The organism is Streptomyces sp. NBC_00370, from assembly GCF_036084755.1.
Lineage (GTDB): Bacteria > Actinomycetota > Actinomycetes > Streptomycetales > Streptomycetaceae > Streptomyces.
This window is the reverse complement of sequence record NZ_CP107968.1, coordinates 5,510,922-5,526,669: the sequence shown is the minus strand read 5'-3', so window position 1 is coordinate 5,526,669 and position 15,748 is coordinate 5,510,922. Positions and strand designations below refer to the sequence as shown.

Annotated in this window: 17 protein-coding genes; 3 read left to right on the top strand and 14 right to left on the bottom strand. The window is 70.3% G+C overall.

Translation table 11 applies throughout. From position 1 onward, the window contains the following. Positions 1-42: 42 nt before the first annotated feature. Complete coding sequence (locus tag OHS57_RS24735; RefSeq protein ID WP_041985039.1) at positions 43-837, bottom strand: class I SAM-dependent methyltransferase; 795 nt, start codon at positions 835-837, stop codon at positions 43-45. A gap of 93 nt (positions 838-930) precedes the next feature. Beyond that, positions 931-1,854 carry a prepilin peptidase gene (locus OHS57_RS24730; protein ID WP_328583385.1) on the bottom strand — a complete coding sequence of 308 codons (924 nt, stop codon included), beginning with the start codon at positions 1,852-1,854 and terminating at the stop codon, positions 931-933. A 117-nt stretch (positions 1,855-1,971) separates the two neighbouring features. Here OHS57_RS24730 and OHS57_RS24725 point away from each other — a divergent pair, with 117 nt between their 5' ends. After that, positions 1,972-2,343: a DUF192 domain-containing protein gene (locus OHS57_RS24725; protein WP_328583384.1), complete on the top strand. Its 372-nt coding sequence runs from the start codon at positions 1,972-1,974 to the stop codon at positions 2,341-2,343. 6 nt (positions 2,344-2,349) lie between these two features. Here OHS57_RS24725 and OHS57_RS24720 read toward each other — a convergent pair whose 3' ends face one another. From OHS57_RS24720 to OHS57_RS24710, 3 genes are all read right to left on the bottom strand, one after another. Further along, positions 2,350-3,126, bottom strand: a complete 777-nt coding sequence (locus OHS57_RS24720; RefSeq protein WP_328583383.1) for a hypothetical protein — start codon at positions 3,124-3,126, stop codon at positions 2,350-2,352. Positions 3,127-3,233: 107 nt separating this feature from the next. Then, positions 3,234-4,073: a hypothetical protein gene (locus OHS57_RS24715; RefSeq protein ID WP_328583382.1), complete on the bottom strand. Its 840-nt coding sequence runs from the start codon at positions 4,071-4,073 to the stop codon at positions 3,234-3,236. After that, positions 4,070-5,767: a polymorphic toxin-type HINT domain-containing protein gene (locus tag OHS57_RS24710; RefSeq protein WP_328583381.1), complete on the bottom strand. Its 1,698-nt coding sequence runs from the start codon at positions 5,765-5,767 to the stop codon at positions 4,070-4,072. Before OHS57_RS24710 ends, OHS57_RS24715 begins: the two co-directional genes overlap by 4 nt. Before the next feature lie 109 nt (positions 5,768-5,876). Here OHS57_RS24710 and OHS57_RS24705 point away from each other — a divergent pair, with 109 nt between their 5' ends. Both OHS57_RS24705 and OHS57_RS24700 read left to right on the top strand, forming a co-directional pair. Next, positions 5,877-6,323: a MarR family winged helix-turn-helix transcriptional regulator gene (locus tag OHS57_RS24705; protein ID WP_328583380.1), complete on the top strand. Its 447-nt coding sequence runs from the start codon at positions 5,877-5,879 to the stop codon at positions 6,321-6,323. Positions 6,324-6,422: 99 nt separating this feature from the next. Next, complete coding sequence (locus OHS57_RS24700; RefSeq protein ID WP_328583379.1) at positions 6,423-7,655, top strand: epoxide hydrolase family protein; 1,233 nt, start codon at positions 6,423-6,425, stop codon at positions 7,653-7,655. Positions 7,656-7,679: 24 nt separating this feature from the next. Here the strand turns inward: OHS57_RS24700 and OHS57_RS24695 are convergent, their stop codons facing one another. The 9 genes from OHS57_RS24695 to OHS57_RS24655 form a co-directional block, all read right to left on the bottom strand. Then, the gene (locus tag OHS57_RS24695; RefSeq protein ID WP_328583378.1) at positions 7,680-8,357 is read right to left on the bottom strand and encodes an OmpA family protein; all 678 of its coding nucleotides are present in this window, start codon (positions 8,355-8,357) and stop codon (positions 7,680-7,682) included. A gap of 8 nt (positions 8,358-8,365) precedes the next feature. Then, positions 8,366-8,932: a hypothetical protein gene (locus tag OHS57_RS24690; RefSeq protein ID WP_328583377.1), complete on the bottom strand. Its 567-nt coding sequence runs from the start codon at positions 8,930-8,932 to the stop codon at positions 8,366-8,368. Between the two features lie 72 nt (positions 8,933-9,004). After that, the gene (locus tag OHS57_RS24685; RefSeq protein ID WP_328583376.1) at positions 9,005-9,712 is read right to left on the bottom strand and encodes a pilus assembly protein TadG-related protein; all 708 of its coding nucleotides are present in this window, start codon (positions 9,710-9,712) and stop codon (positions 9,005-9,007) included. Next, a complete protein-coding gene (locus OHS57_RS24680) occupies positions 9,709-9,954 on the bottom strand; it encodes a Flp family type IVb pilin (protein WP_443042959.1) in 246 nt (81 codons plus the stop codon). The genes OHS57_RS24685 and OHS57_RS24680 overlap by 4 nt, the downstream gene beginning before the upstream one ends. A 203-nt stretch (positions 9,955-10,157) precedes the next feature. Next, on the bottom strand, positions 10,158-11,090 hold the full coding sequence (locus OHS57_RS24675) for a response regulator transcription factor (protein ID WP_328583375.1): 933 nt from the start codon (positions 11,088-11,090) through the stop codon (positions 10,158-10,160). Positions 11,091-11,143: 53 nt separating this feature from the next. Next, a complete protein-coding gene (locus OHS57_RS24670) occupies positions 11,144-12,457 on the bottom strand; it encodes a sensor histidine kinase (RefSeq protein WP_328585160.1) in 1,314 nt (437 codons plus the stop codon). Positions 12,458-12,536: 79 nt separating this feature from the next. Further along, positions 12,537-13,421, bottom strand: a complete 885-nt coding sequence (locus OHS57_RS24665) for a DUF5936 domain-containing protein (protein WP_328583374.1) — start codon at positions 13,419-13,421, stop codon at positions 12,537-12,539. A 14-nt stretch (positions 13,422-13,435) separates the two neighbouring features. Further along, positions 13,436-14,374, bottom strand: coding sequence for a type II secretion system F family protein (locus tag OHS57_RS24660; RefSeq protein ID WP_328583373.1), 939 nt, complete (start codon positions 14,372-14,374; stop codon positions 13,436-13,438). Between the two features lie 10 nt (positions 14,375-14,384). Then, on the bottom strand, positions 14,385-15,722 hold the full coding sequence (locus tag OHS57_RS24655; protein ID WP_041985081.1) for a CpaF family protein: 1,338 nt from the start codon (positions 15,720-15,722) through the stop codon (positions 14,385-14,387). Positions 15,723-15,748: the final 26 nt, after the last annotated feature.

Genomic DNA, 15,748 nt, shown 5'->3' with positions numbered 1-15,748 from the left:
CGCGACGAGGTTCCGCACGGCTGCGGCACGGCGTGCCGCCGGTCAGCCGGGGCGGCCGGGGCGGCCGGGGCGGCCGGGCTTGACCGCTTCGATCAGGAAGCGGGTCGTCGTCGCCACGAAGGGGCCTTCGGCCTCGATCCGGTGGTGCAGCTCCAGCAGCCGGTCCCGGTACTGGCCGACGGTGAAGCCGGGCACCATCCAGATCACCTTGCGCAGGAAGTAGACGACGGCCCCGACGTCGAAGAACTCGGTGCGCAGCTCGGCCGTCCGCAGGTCGACGACATCGAGGCCGGCCGCCTCCGCCGTCTTGCGGGCCCGCTCGGGGTCGCGGCCGGACCGTACCTCCTGCGGCATCGGCCCCAGGAAGTACTCGACCAGCTCGAACACGCTGGCCGGGCCGACCTCCTGGGAGAAGTACGTACCCCCGGGGGCCAGCACCCGCGCGATCTCGTCCCACCACGCCTTCACCGGATGCCGGCTCACGACCAGGTCGAAGGCGGCGTCGGCGAACGGCAGCGGCGGCTCGTCAGGGTCGGCGACGACCGCCACGCCCCGCGGGTGCAGCAGGGCGGTGGCGCGGGCGACGTTCGGCGGCCAGGACTCGGTGGCGACCGTCAGCCGTGGCAACCGCGCTACGGAGGCGAGCACTTCACCGCCACCGGTCTGGATGTCCAGCGCGGCGCCTGCCCGCGCCATCCGCTCGGCCATGGCACCGGCGTACCCCCACGGCGGGCGCTCCTCGGTGGCGCGGCCGTCGAGCCAGGAGAAGTCCCAGCCGTCCACGGAGACCGCTTCGGCCTCGGCGATCAGTTCTTCGAAGGTACGGGTGCCGTGCATGGCGCGAGTCTCCCAGGGGTGGTTCGGGGACGGCGAACTCTTTATCGGAGGTCGTTGCCGGACGTTGTCGCTGAGCGGCGCTGCTGGAGGCCGCTACTGGAGGGCGCCCGCCAGCAGCCCCAGCAGGGTCCCGCCGATCATGAAAGGGCCGAACGGAATCGCGGACTTCCGTCCCGCCTTGCGCAGCAGGATCAGCCCCGCCCCGTAGAGCGAGCCGAGCAGGAAGCCGGCGAAGGCGCCGAAGAACAGCACCTCCCAGCCGTACCAGCCGAGGGCGACACCGAGCGAGAGCGCGAGCTTGACGTCGCCGAAGCCCATACCGCTGGGGTTGATCAGGAACAGCACGAGATAGCAGAAGCCGAGGACGAACCCGCCGAGCACCGCCGTCGACCACGCCCCGTCGGCGCCGGGCCGCAGATCGGCGAAGAGCAGCAGGACGGGGGCCGCTGCGGCGAGCGACAGGGTCAACTGGTCGGGAAGGCGGTGGACGTTGCTGTCGACGAGCGCCAGCAGCACGCCGAAGGGCGCGAGGAGCAGCCAGACGACCAGCTCGGGGCGCGGCCCGGTGGCGGCGGCCAGCGCGCCGCAGACGAGGGCGGTGACGACGGGGACGAGCACGGACGGCGCGTACGCGACCCGGGCGGCGGGGAACTGGGGTCCGGCGCCACGGTCGGCGCCGAAGGCACCGGCGTCGGTAGCGGGTCCGGCATCGGTAGTTGATCCGGCGTCGGGGGCGGGTCCGGTCGCGGGGCTGTCCGGTGCCGGGGCGGGGGCGGGGGTCGCCGCGTCGCCGCCCGTGCCGGCCGCACCGGTCGGGGGGATCCCGGCCGCCACGCATGTGGCGCATCCCGCCCCGCCCAGCCAGCCGCGCGCGACCCCGGTGATCGGGTGCCCGGCGGGGCAGCTGTCGCGCCACGGGTCCTCGGGCTCGACCGAGAGCCGGTACGCGGCGCGCGGCAGCAGCAGCCCGGTGGCGGCGCCCCAGGCGGCGGCGAGGACGATCAGCGCGGCGTACACAGGGCCGACCCTAACGGCCGCCACCGCGCCCGGTCATGGGTCCTGGGGCCCACTTGCGCGCGTCGAGGGCTCCTGGGTCATGCCCCGGGGGCACCGGGGGCGCTACGGTCTACCGTCATGGGCAAAGTGGGCAAATGGCGTGACGGCAAAGGGACGTTGTCGGTCGTCGGCGGGGACACCGTGCCCCTGGAGATCGCCGCGTCGTACCGGGCCCGGCGGCGCGGGCTGCTGGGGCGTACCGGTGTCGAGGGCGCGATGCTGATCACCCCGTGCAGCAGTGTGCACACGTTCCGCATGGGCTTCCCCATCGATGTGGCCTATCTGGACCGGCATCTGACGGTCCTTCATGTCCATACGCTGAAACCGGGCCGGCTGCCGCGCCCGCGCCTCCGGGCCCGCCATGTGCTGGAGGCGAAGGCGGGCGCGATGGCGGGCTGGGGACTGCGCCCCGGCGAACAGGTGACGATGGACGCGGACGTGGCCACGTAACCCCGCCTACCTGAGCTTGGCGACCTGCGCGGCGACCAGCGCCCGCGGCAGGTCGGGGGTCGAGGCACCTTCGAGGTTGGCGGTGTAGAAGGTGGCCACCGTGCCGCCGACCCGTACGACGTGGAACACGAGCGGCACCGGATCGCCCTCGAAGTCCCCCGTCACCTGGTACTTCAGCGACTCGTCACCGGCCTGGGGAGCGGTCAGGTCCCGCACGGCCGTATAGGTCGAAGGGCTGTCGCCACCCGTCGCCCTGAAGCCCCTGGCACAGGCGGTGACGGCCGTACGCAACCGGCTGAGCAGCGCGCCCGCGTCCCGCGGGCCGTGTGCGGTCAGGAACTCCGACACGGCGGGCACGCCGTTGGCCGCGCCGGTGATCTGCCGGTACGAGACGGCCTTGCCGACCGGCTCGGGCTTGCCGTTGATGACGGCCGTGAGCGGCGCACACGCGGCCGTGGCCGCCCGTTCGCCCTGGGCGGGCGGCGGGTCCATCGGTCCGACGTCGAAGCCGGGCACATCGCCGCCGGCGAGCACCGCGCGGTCCAACTCGCCCTGGGAGAGCACCTTCCCGCTGCCTGCGCCGACGCCGGGCGGGACGGTCGGGCGCGGCGACGCCGGAGGTACCAGGACGGGAGCGGTGGACGACGCCGATGCCTCGCTGGTGGCGGTCCGCTCCGACGCCCCGTCCGACGTACCGGCCGTACACCCCAGCAACAGCGATCCGGCCGCCACCGCCAGGGCGATGCTCCGGAGCGGGCAGGTGCCTGCGGCGCGCGTCCTCATCAAGTCCCCATCTCGCCTCGGCACTTCAGGGCACAGCCCGTGCACCGCACGCTAACGGAACGACGCGGCCCACCGCATGGGCCCACGGACCCAATCACGCCCGGCAGTCACTTCACCGTCGGCCACGGCAGCGACCGGGGGACGCGCCGCCACCACCACCCGTCGCCGTGCGGTCCTGCCGAGGGCAGGGCTGCCGCCGCTCCCGCGTCGTCGACCGTGTGCGCGCGGAAGATGCCGTCCAGCTCGGCGACCGCGTGCAGCAGCAACGTCCGCTCCTCGCGGCCGACTTCGGCGACCTGCTTCTCGAACGCGTCGCGCGCGGCCAGGTCCTGCGCGTACAGCTCGGGCAGGTACCGCCCGGACGGGGCCCAGTCGCCGCGCATCCGCTGCCCGAGCCGCTCCCAGATGTGGAGGGACACGGCGGCCGGGCTGTCCGAGCCGAGCGCGTCGGCGACCGGTGTGGGGACGGGCTGCGAGCGCAGGATCTCGGCGAGCGGTGTCACCTCGGCGCCGGGAAAGGCGGAGACCGCGGACTCCACGGCGTCGACCCGGTACACGGGCCGCTCCTCGTCCGTGGCCAGCAGCCGGGCGCGGGTCACCGTCCCCGTCCGGTCGGCCAGCCAGTACGTCTCCGGGTCGATCCGGTCGTCCGGGTAGAGCACCCCCGTCCCGGTGCGGACGGCGAAGGCCAGCGCCAGCTCCGCCTCCGTCCCCGGCGCACCGGCCGTCCCCGCCGCCGAGCGCACCTGGATGTCGAGGCTCATGGCCACGTCACCGCGCAGGCAGTGGTACGTGCAGAGGACGGGAGCCCCCCAGTCCCGGTGATCCATGTCGCCGTCCTCATGGCAGACGTCCACCTGCCCGGCGGGCACCTGGGCGGCGTCCGCGAGTCCGGCGATCAGCTCGGCCGGCTCCATGCGACGGCTGACCAGAAAGTTGCAGATCACTTGTACGTTCCCTCGACGATGGCTCGGGCCTTCTCGACGGCCTGCGGATTGGCCTTGAACTTCGGATCCATCTGCAGCTGCTTCAGGGACTTCGCGTCGCCCTTCGCCAGCAGTTGGAGCGCCGAGTACTCGACACGGTCCAGTTTGACGAGTCCGGGGCCGCTCTTCGGGAAGACGGTGCCGTTGGCCTTCACCTCGTACGTCCGCCCGTTGACGTGGTAGGTGTTCCCGTCCGCGTCGAGTCTGGCCTTGCCCTGGGCTATCGCCTTGATGTCGTCGTCCACCTGCTGCTGCATCCCGTCGAGGATGACGGTGTTGGCCTCCTTCACCTCCGCGCCGACCGACCCCTTGACGGTGTGCCGCTTGTTCGGCCGCTTGAGGACCTTCCCGGCGGCGGGGCCCGGTACGTCGTCGGCCACGGGCCATTCGCAGTCGACGTTGTGGACGAGCGCGGTGGCGGCGCCGACCCCCACGTAGTAGGTGTGCGCTCCCTCGACCTCCAGGTCGTACGTCGTACGGACCCGCTCGTAGCGGCGTACGGCGAGGACGGTCAGCGGCCTGCCCCGCTCGGTGCGGAGCGCGGCACCGGGCACGATGTCGCCGGCGTCCGCCCAGCGCTGCCGGCCGGCGAGCCAGAAGGGATGGGTGTCGGTCGCGGTGACGACGGCGGTCCCGGCGGGGGTACGCACCGTGAGCCGGGTGAAGTCCTTGTCGTCGTGCGTGGTGAACGTACGCGTCACGCGTCTCGCCGCGGTACGTCCGGTGAGCGGATCGGTGGCCTCGACGCGGTCGCCCGTGCGTACGGCTTCGATGGCGACGCGCCGGCCGTCGCCGAGCAGGACGGGGGTGCCGGGCGGGAAGCTGTGGCTGACCGCGCAGGTGGGCGGCTTCTCGCCGGGCTTCTCCCCCGGTTTGCCGCCGGGCTTCCCCGCGCCGCGTGCCTTCTGTTCGGCTTCCAGCTTCCGCTTGGCCGCCGCGAGCCGCTTCTCCGCCTCGCCGACCTTCTTTCGGTTCTTCAGCAGGGTCTTGAGGGCGTCGTACAGCTCCCCGCCGTGCTTCCTCAGCGCCTTGACCAGACCGACGGCCTTCTTCCACTTCCAGGGCGCCCCGTACTTCGCCGCGAGTTTGCCGACGGCGCCGCCGATGAGGCTGAGCAGCACATTGACCAGGGTCGCCGTGCAGGCGCCCATGTCGCCCTTGGTGATGCAGTCGAGTGCGTCCGTGATGCCCAGCTCGTCGGCGAGGATCTTCGCGAGTTCCTTGGCGGCTTCGAGGACCTTCTCGGAGTCGGACTTCTCGGTGGTCCGAGCGTCCTGGAGGTTCTTGAGGGCGGCGGCGTAGTCGAGTTGGGTGGGGGACGTGGGCGCGTCGGCGTCGGCGGCGTCCGGATCGCCGTCGTCGGCGGGCAGGCCTTTGCCGGGCAGGCCCTTGTCGTGGCGGCCTCCTGCTTGGGCGCCGCGCCCGCCGCGCCCGCCGCAGTCGGTACCGCCACCGCCTGCGCCGCCGATGCCGATCCGGCACACCTGTGCCTCGATCCGCTCACTGATCGTCGTACCGATACCGGTCGCCATCAGGGCGCCGACGATCGCGAACACGACGCAGAGCAGCCCCAGATACTCGATCGCCGACTGCCCGGACTGCGCCCGGCGCAGCCCCAGCAGCCGTGCCCCCGCTCGTCCCCCCGTTGATGACATACCGGCGACGGTAGAGACGGGCGGCGTGCCCGTCATGGGCCCCAGGACCCAACCATGGGCTCAAGCATTTACATAAGCGATTTAAATAACTCACTGATACGTTGGGCTCATGGCAGCCAAGAGCCGGCAGCACCTGGACACGGCCGAACTCGCGACGGTGATGGGGCAGTTCACCCGTGGCTCCATCCGGCTCCCGACGACCGAGAAGCACAGCTTCACGACCCTGTCGGTCCTGCACACGCTGACCCACCAAGGTCCGATGCGGCTGACCGCGCTGACCGCGAACGAGCAGATCACCCAGCCCGCCGTCACCCAACTCGTCACCCGGCTGGAGCGCGACGGACTGGTGGAGCGCCGCCCGGACCCCGAGGACGGCCGCGCGGTACTCGTCGGGGTGACCCCGGCGGGTGCGCGGGTCATCGAGAACCGGCAGCAGGACCGGGTACGGCAGTTCACCGAACTGGCCCAGGCGCTGACCGCCGACGAACGGCTCGCCATCGCCGCGGCGTTGCCCGCGCTGGCGCGGATGGCGGCGCTGATGGCGGAGGACGGCTGACCGCGCCTCTCCTCCCCCCTCCTCCTCCCCCCTCCTCCTCCCCCGATTCCCGCCACTCCCGCCACTCCCGTCACCACCCCAGACACCCCGAAAGGAACCATGACAGCGCAGACGGCCTTTCCCCTGGAGCCGACGCCGATCCATGTACCGGACGCCGTGCTGGACGACCTCAAGGCCCGCCTGCGGCTGACGAGATGGCCCGACGACGTGGGCAACGACGACGGGTACTACGGCATCAGCCGCCGCTACCTCCAGCAGCTCGCCGAGTACTGGCTCGACCGGTACGACTGGCGCGCGGCGGAGGCCGCGATCAACGCGTACGAGCACTACCGGGTGGACGTGGACGGCGTACCGGTCCACTTCATGCGCAAGCCGGGCGTCGGGCCCGCCCCCACCCCGCTGATCCTCACGCACGGCTGGCCGTGGACGTTCTGGCACTGGTCCCGGGTCGTCGGCCCGCTCGCCGACCCGGCAGCCCACGGCGGCGACCCGGCGGACGCGTTCGACGTCATCGTCCCGTCCCTGCCGGGCTTCGGCTTCTCCGCGCCGTTGCCGGACGACCCGGACATGAACTTCGTCAAGGTCGCCGACCTCTGGCACACCCTGATGACGCGCACGCTGGGATACGAGAAGTACGCGGCCGGCGGCTGCGACGTGGGCGCCCTCGTCACGGGCCAGTTGGGCCACAAGTACGCGGACGAACTCCACGGGATCCACATCGGCTCGGGCCAGCGGCTCGACATGTTCACGGGCGAGCGCGCCTGGGACATCACCGGCGGCCACCCGCTCCCGGCGGGCCTGCCGGCCGCCGCGCACCGCCAACTCCTCTCCCTGGAGCGCCGCTTCGCGGTCCACCTCTCGGCCCACCTCCTCGACCCGAGCACCCTCGCGTACGGCCTCTCCGACTCCCCCGTCGGCCTGCTGGCCTGGATCCTGAAGCGCTGGACCACCTGGAGCGACAGTCGCGGTGATGTGGAGACCGTCTTCTCGAAGGACGAACTCCTCACCCACGCCATGATCTTCTGGGTGAACAACACCATCAGCACGTCGATCCGCTACTACGCCAACGCCAACCGCTACCCCTGGGCCCCGTCCCACGACCGCCACCCGGCCGTCGAGGCGCCGACGGGCATCACCTTCGTCGCCCACGAGAACCCCCCGGGCGTCACGACCCCCGCCGAACGCGTCCAGCACTGGCTGGGCAGCGACCGCGCGTCCTGGTACAACCACACGAACCTCACGGCCCACGAGGAAGGCGGCCACTTCATCCCGTGGGAAACCCCGGAGGCCTGGACCACGGACCTCCGCCGCACGTTCCGCGACCGCCCCTGACCGCGCCGGAGGCCCCGCCCCGGATCAGCTCTGCGATCCACCGCCCTCGCCGCGCGGGAAGGAGACCTCCACGCGACGGTTCTTCTTACGGCCCTCTTCGGTGCCGTTGTCAGCGATCGGATAGTCCTCGCTGTACCCCCGGACCTCGTACGTGACGGTGGCACCGTTCAACTGCTGTGCAAGCAGGCCCTGTACGGCGTCGGCACGCTGCTTGGAGAGCACCTTGCCGTGTTCGTAGGTGCCGAGGTTGTCCGTGAAGCCGAAGACCCGGATGTTGCCGGCGTGCTGCTTCTTGATCTCGTTCGCGATGGCGGCGATACGGGAGTTGGCCTGGCCGGTGAGCTTCGCGCTGTCCTTGCCGAAGAGCACCTCGGCCTGGAGCGCGAAGGTGATCTCGGCGTTGGTGTCCTCCCGCCGCTCCTCCCCGCCCTGGTCCTCGACGACCTGGACGATGTCCAGCACCTTGGACGGCCCGAGGGTGCCGCCTTCCGGCAGCTTGAGGTCGGGGTCGGTGCCGTCGACCTCGACGGGCGGCGAAGCCGAGGCCTCGGTGCCGGGCGGGACGCTGGGGCCGTCGTCGGCGAAAGCGGGAACTGCCCCCGTACCGAGGACGCTGGACGTCACAAGGAACGCGAATGCCGTCAGGAATGTCCCGGCACCATGTGGCGATCTCGACTGAGTACGACTCCGGGCAATGGGCATGGCGATCATCACCCGCTGATTTTCAGCGAGGCCGCGGCGAACGTCGGCACTGTGAGATCGACATCGACGACCCCGTCGGGGGGCGAGGGGAACTGCATGAACACGGGCGTCGATTTATCGGGCTGCAGCGGCAGCAGCCCCGTCGTGCAAAGACACCGGTTGTCCGTGTCACGCAGGACGTAATAACGCTTCTTTCCCGCCGTGTCGACCAGCGTGGCGCCGGCCACCGAATTGGGGTTGTTCGCCACGACACCGCTCTCCAGGCCTTCCATGCCTGACAGCGGAAGCGCCCCGGAAGTCGGGTTCTTGATCTCGGCGTTGACGGTGATGAAGCCGCCCGTGTCGCGCTTGATCTGATGGACGGTCAATACCAGGCCGCCGCGCCCCGCGACCTCGGCGAGTTTGATGTTCGGATCCACGATTTCCGGAGAGGAAGTGACGCTCGGCGAAGGCTCGTCGCTTGCCGACTGCGAAGACGGGGCGGACGCCTGGGGCGTCTCTCCCTTGCCTTCTTCGTCACCGCCCCCACCGCATCCGGCGACACCGAGGGCGAAGGCGATGGCCGCCGACGTCACTACCGCTGCCCTCCGGGCTCTCTTCGTTCGGCGCATCTTCATGGATACCGCTTTCTTTCTTGTCAATCGCTGTCAGGCGACGTCAACCAGGTGGACGGTGAAAAGCCGGTCGGCCAGATCGAGCCATGAGCCCGGGTCGGTCGGATCGATGTCGAAGGTGCCACCGCCGGCGCAGGTGAAGGTGATGGGTGCGGGAGACCCGCCCGGTTCGTCACCGGGTTCCCCGCCAGGCTCTCCGCTCGGGCTCGGACCGGGTTCGCCACTCGGGGTCTCCCCCGGTTCCCCGCTCGGGCCGTCCGCCTCCCGCCACGTGCAGCGGAACACGACAACGGCCGTCGCCTTGGCCGTGGCATGCCGCTGCTCCGTCCCGGGGATCACGGACTGCCCGACCGTGTACCGCGTCCTGACATCGACCGTGAACCCGTCGCCGTCGGCCCCGCTGTACGGCACGCAGCCGGCCCCGGTCAGATCGGCGCGGTTCTTCCCTGCGAAGACCCCGGCCTGGAAGCACGGATGAGCTGTCAGCAGATTGTTGCCGCTGAGGAAATCCTCCAGCCCGTCGGGCCGGAGCAGCGCCGCGAGAAAGTCCGGCCCCATCAGGTCGCGTGCGTCCTGCGCCGCGGCGAGTGCCGCGGCGTCGGCTGCACCCTGGGCACCGTTGCGGGTCGCCGCGGCCTTGCCCACGGCGAAGAACGCGAGCGCGAGAAAGAGCAGGCCCGCCACCATCACGATGTAGATGGGGAAAGCCTGCCCTTGGTCGCCGTGACGGCGCTGGATCATCCCGCGGTGATGGAACTCACCAAACCGCTGATCCGCGAGGAGATCGCCCCGCCGATTCCGGTGGCCAGGATGGCGGCGATGATCGCCACAACGACCAGAATGATCCCCAGGTACTCGAACGCCGTCTGGCCCCGGTCCTTGTCCACGTAACGCTTCTGCATCCGCGAAACGATCGTGTTCGCCCAACCGTTGACCCGCACCTTGGTGTCGACGGCGGCCTTCGTCATGGCGTTGTTCGGCATGGGGTTCCCCTCCAGGTTGGACCGACCGCCTGACGGCCGCCGAGTAAGTCCCTTGGGCGTCGCCGTCGTTACCGGTCGTCGGTTGCCGGGTACCGCCCGCGACGCGAGAAACGTACGCCTTTACACCATGCCCGGCAGAGGGCCCCTGGACCCATTTTTGGGCCCAAAATGAGCCACGGACGCGTGCAGCCGTCCCCCTCGCCTCAACCATGACCGATCACCCCCCTGCCGGGCCCACCGCTCGGCATCGTGCCGAGCCACTTCGCGATCGCTTCGCTGCGACTGCCGCTGGCCAACTTCGCGAAGATCCGATTGATGTGGTTCTTGACTGTCTTCTCACTGATGAAACAGGTCGCCGCGATCTGATGATTGCTCATGCCCGATGCGATCAGGTCCATGATCTCCATCTCCCGCGCGCTCAGGCCCAGTTCCGGCCGATCGCGAGGGACCGGATCGACCGACGGCCTCACCGAAGACTGTGACACATTCGATTGCAGTTGCGAAAGCCCTCGTGCCGTCGAATGCGGATTCTTTGCGGCTGACGGAGAGAAACCGCTGGTAAAGGCATCATGATTCATCTCAGGCAATCGCGGATCTTCATGTGCATTCGCATCGCCCGGATAGACAGTGCCGAGCCCTTCCGGCAGTGGCCGCCCCGCCACCGGCGCCGGGCCGCGGCGCATCTCGTGCAGGAGCGCGTTCGCCGCCGTAGGCGTGAAGTGTGCCCGGCCCTGCTCGATGTCCCGTACCGCCGAGACGAGTTGGTCGGCCGTGAACTCGCCGTGCACCAGGTAACCGCCCGCGCCCAGTCGTAGCGCCTCGTGGACTATCTCGCTCTCGCGGCTGTACGTCAGCATCAGCACCGGGCAGATCCGCACGATGTGCGGCAGCGCCGAGATGCCGTCCACGCCCGGCATCCGGACGTCGAGCAGCACCACGTCCGGGCGGGAGCTGTGGGCCGCCTCGTACGCCTCGCGGCCGTCCGCCGCCTCGGCCACGACCTCGATGTCCGCGCGGCCCGACAGCAGGACCGTCAGTCCCGCCCGTACCACCGGGTTGTCGTCGGCCACCACCACGCGCAGCGGGGCACTCGCCGCCGCGGGTCCGGGAAAGGCGGGGAAAGAGTCGTCCGGCATCGTGCGGCCTCCTCTGGGTGGCACTCGGGTCGGGGTCGTGTCGAGAGGGACGTTCATGTCGAGGTAGACATCGGAGAGAACGGGCCCGGGGGCAAGGGCAGTTGCGAGGAGCGGAGAGCGGCGAGGGGCAGGTCGACCCGGACTTCCGTGCCCACCTTGGCCCCTCCTCTGCCGATACGGATACGGGCGCCGATACCGGCGGCCCGCTCGACCATGCCGACGAGACCGAAGTGCCCGGCCCGTCTGAGGTCGTCGAGGGTGGTCCCGGGCGGCAGGCCGCGTCCGTCGTCGTAGACGCTGACCCGCAGTTGGTCGCCGACGACACCGGCACAGACCGCCACCTGGTCCGCGCGGGCGTGCCGGTGCGCGTTCTCCATCGCCTCGGAGGCGATGGTCAGCAGTTGCCTGGCCACCGCGTGCGGCAGGGGCGGCACGGCGTCGGCGCCGAGCCGTCCGAACGACGTACGGAGACCGCTGCGCCGCTCGAAGTCGACGGTCCGGGCGCCCAGTTCGGCGATCAGGGCGATACCGCCGTCAAGGCCCGACTCTCGCCGCAGGTCGAAGAGCAGTTCGCGGGACTCCGACGCCGCCCGGCGTGCGGAGCGGGCGACAAGCTCGGCCTGGAGCCGGACGGTTTCGGGGTCCAGGCGGCCGGCGGACCCTGCCAGGCCGTCCGCCGCAAGTGCCAGGCCGTGCAGGGTCTTGGCCACCGAGTCGTGCATCTCCCGGGCGAGCCTGGCGCGTTCCTCCTCGATGGCCTCGCTCACCGCGAGCCGCGCGCGGGTGTCGGTCAGGGCCTGGCTCGCCGTACCGAACCGCAGGAGGAGCCCCCGCAGCGTCACGCCGACCGCGCCCGCGATCACGCAGAAGCCCGGCAGGAGCAGCGCGGTGGCCACGACCCCGCCCTCGTCGGGTTCGGCGGCGTGGACACCCACCAGGATCAGTATCTGGAGCGTCGCGAAGACGCCGGCTCCCCGCCACCCGTAGACCAGTCCCGCCAGCAGCGGGGTGCAGACGGTGACGTAGGCCAGGGTGGAGTCCGGGGTCGCGGTGATGAGCAGCAGGGCGCCGAAGAGAGTGTCGATCACCAGCAGCCAGGGGTATTGCAACAGCAGACGGCCGAATCTCTCCCAGTCCCGGAAGAGCACGTACGACCCCATGAAGGTGACCAGTACGGCTGCCCCGATCAAGACGGCGGGCAGGCCCGGTGCGGTGCGGGCCAGGGCGAACGGGGTGGCGACGGCGATCATCGCCAGCCGGAAGCCGAAGACCTGACGGCACAGCGCCTGCAACGCGTTGAGCTGGAGGGAGAGCGCAGGTGTGGTCTCCGGCGGCGCCGGGGTCAGGCCGAGGCCGCCGACCGGCACGGACGGCAGCCGAGTCCATCGGCTCCGCGGCTTCGCCACGCCCCCACCTCCTCCCCGGCATCACTCGGTTAACGGCCCGTCATCCTCCGAGGATGCTGAAATCGATGTTCGATCCGTAGAAGAAGCCCACCATCAGCAGAATCAGCGTGCCCGGCAGCAGGAATGTGGTGACGGCGAGAGTCGCCTTGGGAATGGCTTTCGCCGCCTTCCTGCGTGCGTTCTGCGCATCCGTCCGCCGCATGTCGTTGGCAATGGCGATGAGGGTGTCGACGATTGGTGCGCCCAGCTCCTCACCTTGCTGGAGCGCGGTGACGAACATCGCGACCTGGTCCGAGTCGTTCCTCCGGCGCAGTTCCTCGAAGGCTTTCCTGCGGCTGACTCCCATGTCCATCTGCCGCAAGGTGATGCGCAGTTCGTCGCTCCACGGACCTTCGTACTTCTCGGCGACCCGGCCGAGCGCCTGCCGGAAGCCGAGTCCGGCGCTCACGACCACCGCCAGCACGTCCAGGAAGTCCGGCAGGGTGCGTTCGATGTCGGCCTTGCGGACGCGGACGGCCGACCAGATGCCCACCTCGACCCACACCAGACCGAAGGCGGCCATGAACATCGCCAGGAAGACCTGCCCGCGCGCGATCATCACGATGGCGCCGAGCACGCCGAGGAATCCGTAGACCGCCCGGCGCGCCCCGTAACGGTCGATGGTGAGACCGCCGGGATTGCCGGCCATGTCGATCTGGCGGCGTTTCTTGTCGACCAGTTTGGGGCCCATCAGCCGCAGCACCGTGGGCGCCCAGCGCATGCCGAGCCGGTCGATGACCGACCCGACGGCGGTGGTGCGGGTCGCGCCCACTTCGAGTGCGATGGCCAGGTCGCTGGGGAGTTTGGCGTCGGCGCGGTACATCCGGATGCCGTGGATCGCCCCGTAGACACTGAGGCCGATCACCGCGGCGAGCAGTAGCTCCATGGTCGTCGCCCTCCTCAGACGTCGATACGGGAAAAGCGGCGGATGACGAGAAATCCGATCGCGTAAAGGACCAGGGAGATAATCACCGCGGCCTGCCCGACGAACGCTCCCGTCATCCGGTCCAGGGCGCCCGGCAGCACGAGATTCAGCATCAGCAGGGCGGCGAGGCCGAACCCCGGGACCGCGTACGCCGTCACCGTCACCTGCGACAGCTGCGTCCGCACCTCGCGCCGCGTTTCCTTCCGTTCCTCCAGCGTCTGCGTCAGGTTCCGCAGCGAGCTGACCACCGTGCCGCCCGCGCGGTTCGACAGGACCAGGGTGGTGACCAGGACGACCAGCTCTCTCGACGGGAGCCGTTCCGCCAGCTCGCCCAGTGCGTCGTCCAGCGATTCGCCGACCGCCAGGCGGTGGGCGACCCGGCTGAGTTCTTCGCCTGCCGGGGCTTCCAGTTCCTCCGCCGCCATCGCGATGGCGGTGCGCAGGGCCAGGCCGGCCTGGGTGGCGTTGGCCAGGATGCGGCTCAGTTCCGGGAGTTGGTTGATGAAGCGCTCGATGCGCTTGCCGCGCTGCCAGTTGAGGAAGGTGTTGGCGCCCCAGAGCGCGGCGAGGCCCGCCAGGGGGCCGAAGAAGGAGGCGAGGACGGTGGCGGCTATCAGCCAGAGCACGGCCACTGCCGCCAGCATGTAGACGAAGAACTCGCCCGGGGTGAGGTCGAGACCCGTCGCACCCAGTTTGAGTTCGATCCTGCGGCCGAGGCGGGTACGGCGCAGGCGACGGTCGATGCCGGTGAAGCGGCGTCTGCGGGTGGTGACCGCCACCTGGCCCGTCGCGGAGAGCCGGTCGATCAGGTCCTGGCGCTGGGCGTGGCCCGACGCGTACAGGCGTACCCCGAGGACGCCGAACAGGCAGGCCAGGAGCGTGACGCCGATGGTGATCTGAGCGGGATTGTCCATGGCGGGCTACCTACTTGGCCTCTCGGGTGAGGAGCTGCTCTTCGGACACGGCGACTCCGAATGCCTGGGGGATGGGCTGGCCCGCCATGTACATGCGCTCGGCCACTCTGCGGGGCAGGGGGAAGTAGCGGAACTCGCCGTACACCCGGCCGCTCGCGTCGAGCGGGCGGGCGGCGAAGCGGACGGCGCTGACGATGCGGTAGCCCTCCCTGCCGTGCGAGTCGAGCAGGGCGATCTCGGTGACCCTGCGGGATCCGTCGGCGTGCCGGGTGAGCTGGACGATGACGTCGATGGCGCTGTTGATCTGGTCGTGCAGCGCCTCGAAGGGGATCTGCACCTCCGACATCGACGCCAGCGTCTGCAACCGCATCAGGGCGTCCTCGGCGCTGTTGGCGTGCACGGTGGCCAGGGAGCCGTCGTGACCCGTCGACATCGCCTGGAGCATGTCGAGCGATTCGCCGCCTCGGACCTCACCGACGACGATGCGGTCGGGCCGCATACGCAGCGAGTTGCGCACCAGGTCGCGGATGTTGATCTGCCCCTTGCCCTCGACGTTGGCCGGGCGGGACTCCAGCCGGATCACATGGGCCTGTTGGAGCTGGAGTTCGGCCGAGTCCTCGATGGTGATGATGCGTTCGCCTTCGGGGATGAGCCCGGACAGCGCGTTGAGGAGCGTCGTCTTCCCCGTGCCGGTCGCGCCGGAGACGATGATGTTGAACTTCGCCTGGACCAGGCCCGACAGCAGGAGCAGCATCTGCTCGTCGATCGAGCCGAAGCTGATCAGCTCGTGCAGGGTGAAGGAGCGCGGGAAGCGGCGGATGGTGAGGGTGGCGCCGGTCAGGGACAGCGGCGGGATGATGACGTTGACGCGCTCGCCGGACGGCAGGCGCGCGTCGACCATCGGATTCGACTCGTCCACCCGGCGGTTGACGGTCGAGACGATACGTTCGATGGTCTGCATCAGCTGCTCGTGCGAGCCGAACCTGATCGGGAGCTGTTCCACCCGGCCGCCGCGCTCGACGAAGATCTGGTCGGGTCCGTTGACCATGATCTCCGTGATCGACGCGTCCTCCAGCAGCGGCTCCAGGATGCCGAGGCCCAGGGCCTCGTCGACGACCCGGCGGATCAGCTGCGAGCGCTCGGACGTCGACAGCACCGGGCCCTCGCGGCTGATGATGTGCCCGAGGACCCGCTCCAGCCTGGCGCGCCGGTCGGCGGCGGCCAGGGCCGACATCTCGGCGAGGTCGATCTCCTCCAGCAGTTTGGCGCGGTACGTGGTGACGAGGTGGCTGTCTCCTCCCCTCGCGCCGTTCTCCTCGGGGGAGGTGATCCGTGCCCGCAAGCTCATGGTGCGTAGCTCCGTTCGGTTCCTGG

Bases quoted from the DNA above. Each gene is read 5' to 3' on its own strand.
- OHS57_RS24665 (WP_328583374.1), bottom strand. From the start codon at position 13,421: ATGGAGCTACTGCTCGCCGCGGTGATCGGCCTCAGTGTCTACGGGGCG.
- OHS57_RS24705 (WP_328583380.1), top strand. From the start codon at position 5,877: ATGGCAGCCAAGAGCCGGCAGCACCTGGACACGGCCGAACTCGCGACG.
- OHS57_RS24660 (WP_328583373.1), bottom strand. From the start codon at position 14,374: ATGGACAATCCCGCTCAGATCACCATCGGCGTCACGCTCCTGGCCTGC.
- OHS57_RS24680 (WP_443042959.1), bottom strand. From the start codon at position 9,954: ATGCCGAACAACGCCATGACGAAGGCCGCCGTCGACACCAAGGTGCGG.
- OHS57_RS24735 (WP_041985039.1), bottom strand. From the start codon at position 837: ATGCACGGCACCCGTACCTTCGAAGAACTGATCGCCGAGGCCGAAGCG.
- OHS57_RS24675 (WP_328583375.1), bottom strand. From the start codon at position 11,090: ATGCCGGACGACTCTTTCCCCGCCTTTCCCGGACCCGCGGCGGCGAGT.
- OHS57_RS24685 (WP_328583376.1), bottom strand. From the start codon at position 9,712: ATGATCCAGCGCCGTCACGGCGACCAAGGGCAGGCTTTCCCCATCTAC.
- OHS57_RS24655 (WP_041985081.1), bottom strand. From the start codon at position 15,722: ATGAGCTTGCGGGCACGGATCACCTCCCCCGAGGAGAACGGCGCGAGG.
- OHS57_RS24720 (WP_328583383.1), bottom strand. From the start codon at position 3,126: ATGAGGACGCGCGCCGCAGGCACCTGCCCGCTCCGGAGCATCGCCCTG.
- OHS57_RS24700 (WP_328583379.1), top strand. From the start codon at position 6,423: ATGACAGCGCAGACGGCCTTTCCCCTGGAGCCGACGCCGATCCATGTA.
- OHS57_RS24695 (WP_328583378.1), bottom strand. From the start codon at position 8,357: ATGCCCATTGCCCGGAGTCGTACTCAGTCGAGATCGCCACATGGTGCC.
- OHS57_RS24725 (WP_328583384.1), top strand. From the start codon at position 1,972: ATGGGCAAAGTGGGCAAATGGCGTGACGGCAAAGGGACGTTGTCGGTC.
- OHS57_RS24710 (WP_328583381.1), bottom strand. From the start codon at position 5,767: ATGTCATCAACGGGGGGACGAGCGGGGGCACGGCTGCTGGGGCTGCGC.